The sequence below is a fragment of the Acinetobacter tandoii genome (genome assembly GCF_008867985.1).
GTDB classification, from domain to species: domain Bacteria; phylum Pseudomonadota; class Gammaproteobacteria; order Pseudomonadales; family Moraxellaceae; genus Acinetobacter; species Acinetobacter tandoii.
Window position 1 is genome coordinate 86,481 of the sequence record NZ_VXLD01000007.1, and the last position, 12,326, is coordinate 98,806.

General features: G+C 39.3%; 16 protein-coding genes. All 16 read left to right on the forward strand.

Features of this window, described 5'->3' with window-relative positions; all coding sequences use genetic code 11:
• Position 1: 1 nt before the first annotated feature.
• The 16 genes from F4W09_RS11660 to F4W09_RS11735 all read left to right on the forward strand — a co-directional run bounded on the left by F4W09_RS11660 (position 2) and on the right by F4W09_RS11735 (position 12,321).
• On the forward strand, positions 2-784 hold the full coding sequence (locus F4W09_RS11660) for a ParA family protein (protein WP_151504901.1): 783 nt from the start codon (positions 2-4) through the stop codon (positions 782-784).
• Positions 781-1,668 (forward strand): ParB/RepB/Spo0J family partition protein, encoded by an 888-nt coding sequence (locus F4W09_RS11665; protein WP_044740039.1) that lies wholly within the window; start codon positions 781-783, stop codon positions 1,666-1,668. The genes F4W09_RS11660 and F4W09_RS11665 overlap by 4 nt, the downstream gene beginning before the upstream one ends.
• A 26-nt stretch (positions 1,669-1,694) precedes the next feature.
• Positions 1,695-2,333, forward strand: coding sequence for a MotA/TolQ/ExbB proton channel family protein (locus tag F4W09_RS11670; RefSeq protein ID WP_044740038.1), 639 nt, complete (start codon positions 1,695-1,697; stop codon positions 2,331-2,333).
• Between the two features lie 8 nt (positions 2,334-2,341).
• A complete protein-coding gene (locus F4W09_RS11675; protein WP_016167675.1) occupies positions 2,342-2,764 on the forward strand; it encodes an ExbD/TolR family protein in 423 nt (140 codons plus the stop codon).
• Positions 2,764-4,491: a lipid A export permease/ATP-binding protein MsbA gene (gene msbA / locus F4W09_RS11680; protein ID WP_151504902.1), complete on the forward strand. Its 1,728-nt coding sequence runs from the start codon at positions 2,764-2,766 to the stop codon at positions 4,489-4,491. The genes F4W09_RS11675 and msbA overlap by 1 nt, the downstream gene beginning before the upstream one ends.
• Positions 4,492-4,493: 2 nt before the next feature.
• Positions 4,494-5,498 carry a tetraacyldisaccharide 4'-kinase gene (lpxK, locus tag F4W09_RS11685; RefSeq protein ID WP_151504903.1) on the forward strand — a complete coding sequence of 335 codons (1,005 nt, stop codon included), beginning with the start codon at positions 4,494-4,496 and terminating at the stop codon, positions 5,496-5,498.
• Between the two features lie 9 nt (positions 5,499-5,507).
• Positions 5,508-6,269 (forward strand): 3-deoxy-manno-octulosonate cytidylyltransferase, encoded by a 762-nt coding sequence (kdsB, locus tag F4W09_RS11690; RefSeq protein WP_104442221.1) that lies wholly within the window; start codon positions 5,508-5,510, stop codon positions 6,267-6,269.
• Positions 6,270-6,281: 12 nt separating this feature from the next.
• Complete coding sequence (locus F4W09_RS11695) at positions 6,282-7,268, forward strand: DNA polymerase III subunit delta' (protein ID WP_151504938.1); 987 nt, start codon at positions 6,282-6,284, stop codon at positions 7,266-7,268.
• Positions 7,269-7,279: 11 nt separating this feature from the next.
• Positions 7,280-7,621, forward strand: coding sequence for a PilZ domain-containing protein (locus F4W09_RS11700; RefSeq protein WP_016167680.1), 342 nt, complete (start codon positions 7,280-7,282; stop codon positions 7,619-7,621).
• Between the two features lie 25 nt (positions 7,622-7,646).
• Entirely contained in the window at positions 7,647-8,420 is a 774-nt protein-coding gene (locus F4W09_RS11705) for a TatD family hydrolase (protein WP_151504904.1), read from the forward strand.
• 54 nt (positions 8,421-8,474) lie between these two features.
• Positions 8,475-9,074 carry a TetR/AcrR family transcriptional regulator gene (locus F4W09_RS11710; protein ID WP_044740033.1) on the forward strand — a complete coding sequence of 200 codons (600 nt, stop codon included), beginning with the start codon at positions 8,475-8,477 and terminating at the stop codon, positions 9,072-9,074.
• Positions 9,075-9,085: 11 nt separating this feature from the next.
• Positions 9,086-9,637, forward strand: a complete 552-nt coding sequence (locus F4W09_RS11715) for a prepilin-type N-terminal cleavage/methylation domain-containing protein (RefSeq protein WP_104442220.1) — start codon at positions 9,086-9,088, stop codon at positions 9,635-9,637.
• Entirely contained in the window at positions 9,627-9,998 is a 372-nt protein-coding gene (gene gspI, locus F4W09_RS11720) for a type II secretion system minor pseudopilin GspI (RefSeq protein ID WP_151504905.1), read from the forward strand. The genes F4W09_RS11715 and gspI overlap by 11 nt, the downstream gene beginning before the upstream one ends.
• Positions 9,999-10,000: 2 nt before the next feature.
• Positions 10,001-10,627, forward strand: coding sequence for a type II secretion system minor pseudopilin GspJ (gene gspJ / locus F4W09_RS11725; protein WP_044740030.1), 627 nt, complete (start codon positions 10,001-10,003; stop codon positions 10,625-10,627).
• 41 nt (positions 10,628-10,668) lie between these two features.
• On the forward strand, positions 10,669-11,616 hold the full coding sequence (gene gspK, locus F4W09_RS11730) for a type II secretion system minor pseudopilin GspK (protein ID WP_151504906.1): 948 nt from the start codon (positions 10,669-10,671) through the stop codon (positions 11,614-11,616).
• A 108-nt stretch (positions 11,617-11,724) separates the two neighbouring features.
• Complete coding sequence (locus tag F4W09_RS11735) at positions 11,725-12,321, forward strand: 6-pyruvoyl trahydropterin synthase family protein (protein WP_151504907.1); 597 nt, start codon at positions 11,725-11,727, stop codon at positions 12,319-12,321.
• The last annotated feature ends 5 nt before the right edge of the window (positions 12,322-12,326 follow it).

The window sequence follows — 12,326 nt, forward strand, 5'->3', positions numbered from 1 at the left end:
CATGGCTCAAATTATTGCGATTGCGAACCAAAAAGGTGGTGTAGGGAAAACCACAACCGCAGTTAATTTGGCAGCATCATTAGCCGTGCTGAAAAAAAGAGTTTTACTTGTGGATATGGATTCACAGGGTAACGCCACAATGGGGTCAGGCATTCAAAAGAATGACCTATTATATTCAGTAACAGATGTACTTTTGGGTGAAGTGCCAATTGAAACGGCAATTACCAAAGCAGAAGTAGGTTATAAAGTTCTTGGGGCAAACCGAGATTTGGCGGGTGTAGAGCTTGCAATTGCCGAGCAAGAGGGTCGTGAGTTCATTTTGCGTGATGCTTTACAAAGTATTGATCATGCCTTTGATTATATTATTGTGGACTGTGCGCCAAGTTTAAGCTTAATTACAGTAAATGCATTAGCTGCCGTTCAAGGTGTCATTATTCCAATGCAATGTGAATATTATGCATTAGAAGGCTTGGCAGACTTAACCCAGACCATTGACCGTATTCAACAGGCTTTGAATCCGCAGTTAGAAATTGTGGGTGTGTTACGCACCATGTATGACGGTCGTAATGCTTTAACCCGTGATGTATCAGCTGAACTAGAACAGTATTTTGGTAAAAAGCTATATGACTGTGTGATTCCGCGTAATGTACGTCTGGCTGAAGCACCTGCTCACGGTTTACCGATTATTTATTTTGAAAAAAGTTCCAAGGGTGCAGTTGCCTATTTAAATTTAGCAGCTGAGATTTTAAAGAAAAGCAAAGTGAAGAAAGGAAGTAAAGCATGACCTTAAAAAAACGCGGACTTGCCAAAGGTCGTGGTTTGGATGCCTTACTTGGGTCAATCCAAAAAGAAAAACTACAACTTGAAGTGCAAGCATTAGATCATGGTCAGCTAAAACAAATTGATGTTAATTTGCTTAGACGTGGCGAATATCAACCGCGTCGATTTATTCAGGAAAATGATTTACAAGAATTGGCTGCATCCATTAAAAAGCATGGCGTGATGCAACCGATTGTGATTCGTCCGATTGCCGATGAAGAGTACCCGTACGAGATCATTGCGGGTGAGCGTCGTTGGCGTGCAGCTCAATTGGCGGGATTGACTGAAATTCCAGCATTAGTTCGTGATTTGAATGATCAAGTCGCAATTGCTTTGGCGTTGATTGAAAACATTCAACGTCAAGATTTGAACCCAATTGATCAAGCACTTGCCTTACAGCGCTTCCATGATGAATTTGGTTTAAGTCATCAAGAAATTGCAGACACTGTGGGTAAAGCACGTACCACAGTGAGTAATTTGTTGCGTTTGTTGACGCTGGCTGAATCTGTCAAAGATCTGATGCAACAAGGTCAACTTGATATGGGGCATGCGCGAGCAATTCTGACTTTGAAGGCAAAAGAACAAATAAAAGTCGCAGAGTTGGTGATTGCTAAAAGCTTATCGGTACGTCAAACAGAGCAACTTGTACGTGATTTGACTGCACCAAAAACTGAAAAAGCGAAAACTGACATTGCACCAGATTTACAGCAGCTTACACAGCGTTTAGCTGAGCGCTTTAGTGCAGATGTAAAAATTGATCATAATAAACAGGGTAAAGGCAAACTCGTGATTCATTATCATTCACTCGATGAGTTGGATGGTATTTTGAATATTTGTTTAGCTGATTAATATTTTAAAATTCTTGGGGAAGAATAATGTGGGAATTAGTAAAAGCTGGTGGATGGTTAATGATTCCACTGGTTTTGTGTTCCATTTTTACAGTAGCGATCACGATTGAGCGTTTTATTCGTTTGAAACGTTCAATGGTATTACCAAAAGAGTTGTTGTTGAGTGGTGGGCAGGATGTACATCAAGTCGTACAACAATTACAAAATAATCAAAACTTGCAGTTAAGTAGTCTAGGACGCATTTTAGTTTCTGGTTTAAATAGCCAAAAGCAAACAGAGCAATATGCACGTGCGCAAATGGAAGCAACAGCATCACAAGAAATTGGTTTTTTAGAAAAAAATATTAATTTCTTAGGCACTTTAAGTGCGGTTGCGCCACTCTTGGGATTATTGGGAACAGTTGTGGGGATTATTGAATCCTTTTTAGTAATTGATATGGGAAGCAACAGTAACCCAACCATGATGATTCCAGGGATTTCAAAAGCTTTAATTACCACAGCTGCGGGCATGTTGATCGCAATTCCAGCTTTATTTGCCTATCGTTATTTTCAGCGTTTGGTACAGGAATATGTAGCAGAATTAGAGCAGCAATCTACCTTATTTCATGCAGCACTTTACTACCAAAACTCTGCTGTTGAAGAGCAAGAACTTCGTAAAGCAGGCTAAGGTGAAATATGAAATTCAAGCGTAGGCAAGTTGAAGATATTCATATTAATTTGACACCAATGATTGACTGTTTATTGTTTATCTTGGTGTTTTTACTGTTATCGACCACATTTAATCAGTTTAGTCGCATGAACCTGACGTTGCCCGATGCGCAAGGCGTTCCACCGAAGCAATACAATCAAAAGATTGAAGTGATTGTGGACTCTTCAGGGCACTATGCCGTGAATGGACAGGCCTTATCGAGTAAAGAAGTTGCTGATTTAAGTACTGCAATTAAACAGATCTCTAATGAGCGACGTGATTTAATGTTTGTGATTGCTGCTGATGCAAAAGCTACGCATCAAGATGTCATCCGTGTCATGGATGTTGCAGGGCAACTCGGTTTTGTGAATATTAATATCAGTACCAAAGTACCATCTCGAGGTTATTAGTGAATCAGGATTTCAAGGTCTATCTGCGTCTTCTGAGCTATCTGAAGCGATTTTGGGGCGTAGCGATTTTAATCGTCATTGGTTTTGCTATTAACGCAGCAACCGAAGTATCAATTGCCAAGTTGCTGGAAAAAATTATTACAGCCATTCAACATCGGGATCAGGGTTTTACCAACCTTATCCCATTTTTGGTTGTGTTATTGATGTTCTTTCGAGGTGTAGGCTCCTTCATTGGTGGCTATTTTACGGCGGTTATTTCACGAAATTTAGTTTTTGATATTCGTCAGGAAGTGTTTGCCAAGCTATTACGTTTGCCTTCGCAATACTACTTAGACAATACCAGTGGACACATTACCGCCAAAATTATGTATAACGTGGAGCAGCTCACCGCTGCTTCATCTGAATCGCTAAAGACCATTGTTCAACAGGGCTTAATTACCTTGGGGTTGTTGGGATATTTGATTTATACCAACTGGCGCTTAACCTTAATTATTCTGATTTTCGCGCCATTAATTGGTTTGTTGATTCGTAAAGCATCAAAACGTATGCGTAAATTGTCATTACAAGTGCAAGACACGATGGGTGACGTTAACCATGTCGTGCAAGAAACGGTCAATGGTAATGTGGTGGTGAAAGGTTTTGGTGGACAAGCTTATGAACAAGAGCGTTTTAAAGCGACATCAGTTGAAAACCTAAAACGTGGTTTGAAAATGGTTGTGGTACAGCAGTTGAACAGCCCAGTAGTGCAGTTCATTATGTCCATTGCTATGAGTATTATTATGTGGATTGCCTTGCGTCCTGAAATTTTGCGAGATACCACAGCGGGCGAATTCGTTGCCTATATTACTGCTGCAGGTATGCTAAGTAAGCCAATTAAAGCTTTAACCGATGTGAATGAAAAACTGCAACGTGGTATGGCGGCTGCGCATTCAGTTTTTGAATTAATTGATTTACCAGAAGAAGAAAATACGGGGACTTTAACACCAGTATTACAAGGTAATATCCAGTTTAAGGATGTTAACTTGGTTTATTCTGATGGTCATCATGCCATTCATGATTTTAATCTGCAGGTTAAAGCAGGTGAAACGGTTGCATTGGTTGGACGGTCGGGTGCAGGTAAAACATCTTTAGTCAGCTTGTTGCCACGTTTTCAAGAGTTAAGTTCGGGTCAGCTATTGTTGGATCAATATCCAATTGATGACATCGAAGTGAATTGTTTGCGTTCGCAAATTGCGATGGTGAATCAGCAAGTTGTGTTATTTAACCGTACAGTGCGTGAAAATATTGCCTATGGTTTATTGCAAGATGCAACTGATGAGCAAGTGATTGCTGCTGCAAAAGCCGCTTATGCACATGATTTTATTATGGCATTACCACAAGGTTATGCTACACAACTTGGTGCGCAAGGCTTAAATTTATCGGGTGGGCAAAGACAACGAATTGCAATTGCACGTGCGATTTTGAAAAATGCACCGATTTTAATTTTAGATGAAGCAACTAGTGCATTAGATAACGAATCGGAATACTTTATTCAGCGAGCGTTTGATTCAGCAATGCAAAACCGTACTACGATTGTTATTGCACATCGATTATCAACCATTGAGAATGCTGATCGAATTGTGGTGATGGATCAGGGGCGTATTGTTGAGCACGGCTCTCACGTAGAGTTAATCGAAAAACGTGGTGCATACTTCCAGTTACATCAACGTAATTTTGAGGAAAATTAAGCATGTCGGTGGCACAACTTATTCAAAATGCTTGGAATAGACAAGCAAAGTGGTTAATTGTGCTACGTCCTTTGTCATGCTTGTATCATTTTGGTTTTTGGGTGAATCAAAAGCTTTATGAAAAAGGGATAAAATCAATTTATACAGCACCAGTGCCAGTCATGATTATTGGTAACATTACTGTGGGGGGAAGTGGAAAAACACCGCTCTTAATCCATTTAGTGAATTACTTACAGTCCCAAAATGTACGCGTAGGAATTATTAGTCGCGGTTATGGTGGCAAAGGGCCATTCCCTGCATATGTAGGGTTGGATGCTACACCAGATCAAGTGGGTGACGAACCGTGTCTGATTGTACAATCTACTGGCGCTGCGATGGCAGTGGGGTCAAATCGTCAACAAAGCATAGAGCTGCTGTTGGCTAAGCATGAGCTAGATCTCATTATTAGTGATGATGGTTTACAACATCACGCGCTTGCACGACAACTTGAATGGATTGTATTAGATCGTAATCGTGGTTTAGGTAATGAAAAATTGTTGCCTGAAGGTTATTTACGTGAACCGAAAAGCCGTTTAAATACTGGAACAGTGATTGAACATGCTGCTCAGCCTGAAACAGAGCTGAATATGCACTTAGAAGTTGCAACACCTTACTTGCTGAATGCCTATGAAGCGCGAACATTTGATCCTAAACAAGATTTTTATGCCGTTGTAGGGATTGGCTTTCCGCAGCGTTTTTACCGTACGCTTGAGTCTTTAGGTGTGCAACAGTTTCAGTGCCACGAATTTCCAGATCATTATGATTATGATCTAACAGATTTACAGTTTGAAGATACCAATCCGATTATTACTACGGAAAAAGATGCAGTTAAACTGCTGCCAATTTTAAAACATCATCCAGATTTTAATCGTGAAATTTGGGTAGTGCCCGTTGAAGCTGTACTTTCAAGTGCATGTTATCGTGTGCTCAATCAGCAATTGTCTGATTTAGGCATTTCAATTGAATAAGAGTAAATTATGAAGCATATCGTCATTCCTGCGCGTTTTTCCAGTTCAAGATTACCAGGTAAACCATTATTGGAAATTCATGGTCGTCCAATGATTTTACGTGTGGTTGATCAAGCAAAAAAAGTGCAAGGTTTTGATGATTTGTGTGTGGCGACAGACGATGCGCGTATTGCTGAAGTGTGTCGTGCGGAAGGTGTTGATGTTGTACTGACCAGTGCAGACCACCCATCGGGTACAGACCGTTTAAGTGAAGTGGCACGTTTAAAAGGTTGGGATAAAGACGATATTATTGTGAATGTGCAGGGTGATGAGCCATTATTGCCTGCGACATTGGTGAAGCAGGTGGCGGAGCTTTTGGTTGCTCAACCAGATTGTTCAATGTCCACTTTGTGTGAGCCAATACATAGTCTAGATGAATTTCAGCGTGACAGCATCGTAAAGGTGGTCAAGTCTAAGTTTAATCAGGCACTTTATTTCAGTCGTGCGACCATTCCTTATGACAGAGATGGAGCTAAACTGAGTCATCCAGAGCTGCATCAACAAGCGTTTCGTCATTTAGGTTTATATGCCTATCGTGTTAGTTTATTGCAAGAATATGTCACTTGGGACATGGGTGTTTTAGAAAAACTAGAAAGTCTTGAGCAACTACGTGTATTGGAAAATGGACATCGTATTGCCATTGCTATTGCAGAAGCAAATTTACCGCCAGGTGTAGATACGCAAGCGGACTTGGATCGTTTAAACAGCATGGGTGTTGCACATTTTGAATAAGACTGATTGATGATGCTAACTGATATTCAACCGCAAATTTTTCCGTGGCAACAACATGTGTGGGATACCTTAACAGGGCGTTTCCCACAGTTAGGGCATGGATTATTGTTTTATGGCAAAAAAGGCTGTGGTAAAGAAGCATTTACCCAATATTTTTTGGCATGGATTTTGTGCCAACAACGTCAATTGCGTAATGCACCTTGTGGAGAGTGTGGTAGTTGTCAGTGGTTGAAATCGGATACACATCCGAATTATGTGTATATCTCGACGGATGAAGAAAATAAAAAGCAGAATGCTAAAATTAAAATTGAAAAAATTCGAGAATTATTGCCATTTGTGCAGCAAACCGTCGATGGTTGGCGAGTAATTGTGATTGATCCAGCCGAAGCCTTAAATACTGCTTCTGCAAATGCGTTGTTAAAAACTCTGGAAGAACCAGGTGATCGAGTTGTCATTATTTTGTTGGCAGAACATTACTTAAAACTACCTGCCACAATTCGTAGTCGATTGCAGCATTTTGCACTAGATCGTATCAGTACAGAGCAAACACAAGCATATTTGTCAGCACATCTTGCTTCAGAGCTGACAGCAGAGCAATTGAACCTATTACTCAATTTATCTAATGATATGCCCTTGCAAGCTTTAGAGTTGGCGCAAAGTCAATGGTTGAATTTACGTCAAGATTTTCTAAATGATTGGCAAAAATTAGTTCAAGATAAACATATGCCTATGGCTATCGCGACTAAATGGCAGAAAGCCTTGCCCTTTGATGATTTTAGTCGCATGTTTGAATACTTGTTGGCTGACCTGATTTGTGTCAAGCTAAATCAACCGATAAAAAATATAGATTTGGAATTGGTGCAGCTTTCTGAGCAATATTCTTTAGAAACGCTTTTTAATTTGTATTCAGATTTACAACAGTCCAAGCAGTTTATTGAGCAAAACGTACAAACAAACTTAGTACTCGATCAACTGTGTATAAAACTAATGAATGTTTAAAGGGGAAAACAATGCAACCACGTATGGGCGGTATTATTCAGGCAAATATTCCAGATAAGGAAACCTTGTACCAATCGTATATGCCTTATGTTGTAGGCGGCGGTTTATTCATTCCTTCAAAACAAGCAGTTAAGTTAGGTGATGAGGTTTTCGTACTCACGACATTGCCAGAACAATCTCAGAAAATTCCCTTAACGGGTAAAGTGATTTGGATATCACAGAAACAAAATGGCATTAAACCACAAGGTTTTGGTATGCAATTATCGGGTGAAAAAGGGGTTTACTTCAAAACCGAAGCTGAAAAAATTCTGGCAGGCTTTAAAGCTGAAGGTCGTTATAGTTACACCATGTAAAGTGGTTGAAAAATAGGAAAAAATTGTGTTTGTAGATACTCATTGTCATTTAACTATGCTAGATCTAACTCCATATGATGGAAATTTGGATATGGCATTGGCACAAGCCCGCGAAGCGGGTGTAACCAAATTTATGGGTATCTCGGTCGATTTAGATGACCATATTGCTTTAGCGCAAATTGCAGCAAGACATGCTGATGTGGGTTATACCGTGGGTGTACATCCATGTGAAGATGCGGCGACCATGGCGCGAGCAACAACTGAATATCTGGTGGAGTTAGCGCAAGCAGAGAAGGTTTGGGCACTCGGTGAGACAGGGTTGGATTATTTTCATAGTACCGACTTTGTTCAAGCCCAAAAAGAATGTTTTGCTCGGCACATTCATGCTTCGCAAATTGTGAAAAAACCTGTTGTGGTACATACCCGTTCAGCGAAGCATGACACAGTTGATATTATTCGTGCAGAAAAATCAACACATGGTATTTTGCATTGTTTTACAGAAGACTGGCCGACAGCAAAAGCTGTTTTAGACTGTGGTTATTATGTTTCTTTCTCAGGCATTATTTCTTTCAAAAATGCACAGGATTTAAGAGATGTTGCAAAACAAGTTCCTTTAGACCGTGTACTGATTGAAACGGATAGTCCATATCTTGCACCTGTGCCTTATCGTGGTAAAACAAATGAACCAAAATATGTGCCATATGTAGCCAAAGCCTTGGCTGATGTATATGATAAGTCGCTGGAAGAAATAGCATTGATTACCACACAAAATTTTGAAAACTTGCTGCAATTAAAGTAATAGATTGTGTGGCTTTAGACTGAATATAAGAATTGAAGAGAGTGTAGAGTGAAGATGGATCGTCAAGCTCAGTTTCGAGCAAGAGAAACTTTAATTTTTCAAGTGGCTGAGCAACTATTGCTAGAAAATGGCGAATCAGGCATGACACTCGATGCTTTAGCCGCCGAGCTAGATTTAGCCAAAGGTACACTTTACAAACATTTTCAAAGTAAAGATGAGTTGTATATGCTGCTCATTATTCGTAATGAGCGTATGTTACTAGAGATGATTATGGATTCGGAAAAAGCTTTTCCAGAACACCTTGCATTTTTCATGCTCCATCATCTTCATCATCCTGAGCGCACCGTACTTTTTCATCAAATAGAAGAGCGTCTTTCAATTACAGGTCAAGGTATTCAGCACTTATTCAGTGAGTTATACAAAGTGCGACGTCATCGCTTGCGACTCATTATCAATATGACAGAAACCTATTTGGATTCGATTCAGAGTTTAATGTCTGTGCGTGATTATCTGGCGTCAATTTGGTCTTTGACTCATGGTGCTGCTGCGATTTTGAATTCTAGCTTCTATCAGCGCTATCTTGGCTCGCGTGATACTTTACGTGTTGCTTATATTGATCAAGCTCTTGCATTACCCAAACAAGTCAATTCGTAGACATTTAAATCATGAAATACCATCAATATGCTTCGAGTCGAGGTTTTACACTGATTGAGGTAATGGTGGTCATTGTGGTTGTCGCTATTGTGACATCATTAATCATGATGAATTTTGGTGGAATTGATCAGCGTAAAGCCATGCAAGCACGTGAAATTTTCATGATGAATCTGCAACGTATTGCTCGTGAGGCGAACGATCAATCGCTTGTTTTGGCTTTGAATGTACAACCAGCAACAGATGTAAACCCTTTTCGATATACCGTTGTTGAATATCATCCTGCACAAACTGAAGTAAATATGGTTGAGAATCAGCCCACGTGGACTGAGTATTCTGCTTTTAAAATACAGTCTTTACCGGAAGATGTTAGCTTTCAAATACAATCGACAGATTATCAATATGATAAGGCACAGAATTCAACTTTGTTAGATGCTAAGGCACCCCAGTTAATTTGGTTGGGTAATGGCGAAGTTAAACCTGTCAGAATACAATTTTATTTTGCGCAGCAACCGATTGGACCTGAAATTGAAATTGACCATTTAGGTAAAATGAATGAAATCTAAAGGGTTTACACTATTAGAAGTCATGGTGGCTTTGGCGATTTTTGCAACAGCGGCAATTGCATTGACCAAAGTCGCAATACAATATACGCAAGCAACAGCACAGGCAATTTTACGAACGAAAGCTCAGTTTGTTGCACAGAATGAAATTGCTGAAATGCAAATTAAAGGTGAATGGTTGGATGGCACTCAATCCGAACAACTTTCCCAGCAGGGTGAGCATTGGCAAGTAGAGAAAAGCGCACAATCCACAATTAGCCCAGATGTGCAACGGGTAGAAATACAAGTACGGTTGTTTAATACAGAAACTGGTAAGGCGGAAGCGGGAGTTACCCATCTGGTCTTTTTTAATAATAGAACATAATTATGCACAAACGAGCTGGTTTTACTTTGGTCGAGCTGTTAGTTGCTATTGCAATTTTTGCAGTATTATCTGCTTTGGGGTGGAAAGTTTTTGATTATTTAATAAAAGTAAAAGAACGTAATGCTCAACATGAACAAAAACTGGCGAATTTACAACAAGCCTATCAGCAGATTTTAAAAGATAGTATTCAGATTGCACCGTTGACCTCAAATATAAATGGTGAAATTGAACCTGCTTTGGTTTTGCAGAATGAACGTTTTGCTTTTAGTAAAATAGGCGTCACAGATCCGCTATTACAGGGTATTCCAGCAGAGGAACGTATCCAATATCAATATCAGGCAGATACACAACGATTAAATCGATTACGTTCACGTGGTTTAAATGCAGCAACACAGATACAACCTGAGTCGAGTGTATTGCTTGAAAATGTTGAGCAATTTCAGGTGAGAGTATTGAACCCGAATGAACTCACGACTTGGCCTGAATTTGCAGAACAGCAAGATGATTTGGTACAAAAAAAGAAACTACCAAAGGGAATAAAAATAAATTTAACGGTCAATGGTGTGGCCTATGAATGGGTATTTAGTCTGCTGAATACAGATTATTTAGAGCAGAAACAAAAGAGTTAAAGCGCAGTCAATGTTCATGAATGCACACAATGGGATGTCAAATGAATAAGCAAAAAGGTATCGCATTAATCACGATATTGGTGATGGTGGCTTTAGCTACTATTTTGGCTGCAACGATCGGTCAACGTCAAAAGTTTACAGCAGATAATACAGCTTATTTGATGAGACAGAATCAATCATTGTGGTATGCAAAAAGTGCGGAAACTTTTTTTGCGGAAATATTAAAAGAAGATGCTGAAAATGCAGGTGATGTGGACTATTTACAAGAAAACTGGGCAAAACCTATGCCTGCATTCCCTGTTGAAGATGGCTACGTGACTGGGCAACTCTATGACGAATCAGGTAAATTTAATCTGAATAATCTGGTGGATGATTCAGGACAAGTCAATGTGGCAGCAAAACAATGGTTTGAGCGATTACTTGTGAATGTGGGGTTAACAGCAGAATTAAGTGAAGCTGTGATTGATTGGCAAGATGCTGATAATGAAAATGTTGGGCCGATGGGAGCTGAAGAAAGCTATTATCGTGGGCTTAATAATGCGTATTTGCCTCCAAATACTAAATTTCATGCGGTGGATGAGTTAAAAATGGTTCGAGGGTTTGAAGGTGAAAATTACCTGAAAATTGCACCCTACGTCAGTGCTATATCGGTGAAAGATGCCAAAGTGAATGTGAATACTGCACCTACAATCGTATTGGCGAGTTTAGGTGAGCATTTAGATGTAAAAGCAGTCCAAGCTGCATTGGAAACCAAGCGACAGAATATGGAGCATTTTTCTAATTTAGAAGAGTTCTGGAAGTTAGAGCCTTTTAATCAGGTTAATTCGGATATACAGAGCTCAGTGCAAGGTCTACTTGGAGTCAAGTCGAGCTATTTTCGTGCCAAAATTGAAGTGATGCTCAGTGAAAGGAAGCGGAAGTTTCAGACATTTTTTTTGAGAGAAGATAAGAAAATTTCAGTATTAAGTCGTTCTCTTACTCCTGAATAAGTAAATCAGAATAGACCGATCATGATAAATGGGAAAATTAATGTGCTTTGGGTCACTTTTGTTCTATAATTAGCATTATTTCATTGATGACTGATACCATTAAGGCACATGTTAATTCGTAAGTTATTTAAGTTCGAGAATGCGCATATAGTGCGAAATTGCACATCAGATCGCTGCAAGCGTTCGATTCATGGGCATAGCTATAAAGTTGAATTATTACTTAAAGCTTCGAAGTTGGATCATGGTCAAATGGTATATGACTTTGGTTTACTTAAAGGTTTAATCAAAGATATTTTTGACAGTTTCGATCATGCGATTTGTTTTTGGCAACATGATGACTTGGAATATATTCAAGCATGTCAAAAATTTAGTGCACGTTGGGTCTCATTACCAGTTTCGCCATCAGCAGAACAGTTTTCCAGAATATTTTTCTTTTTAGCACAGCAAATTTTAGCATCGACTGAAACACAAAATGGTGAAGGTGATGTTGAAGTTTATTCAGTAATTGTGCATGAAACTGATACAGGTTATGCACAAAGCTTTATAGAAGATATTGAAAATGAGCAAATGGGAATTTTACGCCTAGACGAAATTATATTTTCTGAGCAAGTACAATCAGAATGGACTGACCCATTAATGTATGACAAGCTGAAACAAGGCTTTAAATTCCAAAATCCAAGTGTGGATTTACAAGTAAAAATTTAATTTAA

Bases quoted from the DNA above. Each gene is read 5' to 3' on its own strand.
- F4W09_RS11660 (WP_151504901.1), top strand. From the start codon at position 2: ATGGCTCAAATTATTGCGATTGCGAACCAAAAAGGTGGTGTAGGGAAA.
- F4W09_RS11665 (WP_044740039.1), top strand. From the start codon at position 781: ATGACCTTAAAAAAACGCGGACTTGCCAAAGGTCGTGGTTTGGATGCC.
- F4W09_RS11670 (WP_044740038.1), top strand. From the start codon at position 1,695: ATGTGGGAATTAGTAAAAGCTGGTGGATGGTTAATGATTCCACTGGTT.
- F4W09_RS11675 (WP_016167675.1), top strand. From the start codon at position 2,342: ATGAAATTCAAGCGTAGGCAAGTTGAAGATATTCATATTAATTTGACA.
- lpxK (WP_151504903.1), top strand. From the start codon at position 4,494: ATGTCGGTGGCACAACTTATTCAAAATGCTTGGAATAGACAAGCAAAG.
- kdsB (WP_104442221.1), top strand. From the start codon at position 5,508: ATGAAGCATATCGTCATTCCTGCGCGTTTTTCCAGTTCAAGATTACCA.
- F4W09_RS11695 (WP_151504938.1), top strand. From the start codon at position 6,282: ATGCTAACTGATATTCAACCGCAAATTTTTCCGTGGCAACAACATGTG.
- F4W09_RS11700 (WP_016167680.1), top strand. From the start codon at position 7,280: ATGCAACCACGTATGGGCGGTATTATTCAGGCAAATATTCCAGATAAG.
- F4W09_RS11710 (WP_044740033.1), top strand. From the start codon at position 8,475: ATGGATCGTCAAGCTCAGTTTCGAGCAAGAGAAACTTTAATTTTTCAA.
- F4W09_RS11715 (WP_104442220.1), top strand. From the start codon at position 9,086: ATGAAATACCATCAATATGCTTCGAGTCGAGGTTTTACACTGATTGAG.
- gspI (WP_151504905.1), top strand. From the start codon at position 9,627: ATGAAATCTAAAGGGTTTACACTATTAGAAGTCATGGTGGCTTTGGCG.
- gspJ (WP_044740030.1), top strand. From the start codon at position 10,001: ATGCACAAACGAGCTGGTTTTACTTTGGTCGAGCTGTTAGTTGCTATT.
- gspK (WP_151504906.1), top strand. From the start codon at position 10,669: ATGAATAAGCAAAAAGGTATCGCATTAATCACGATATTGGTGATGGTG.
- F4W09_RS11735 (WP_151504907.1), top strand. From the start codon at position 11,725: ATGTTAATTCGTAAGTTATTTAAGTTCGAGAATGCGCATATAGTGCGA.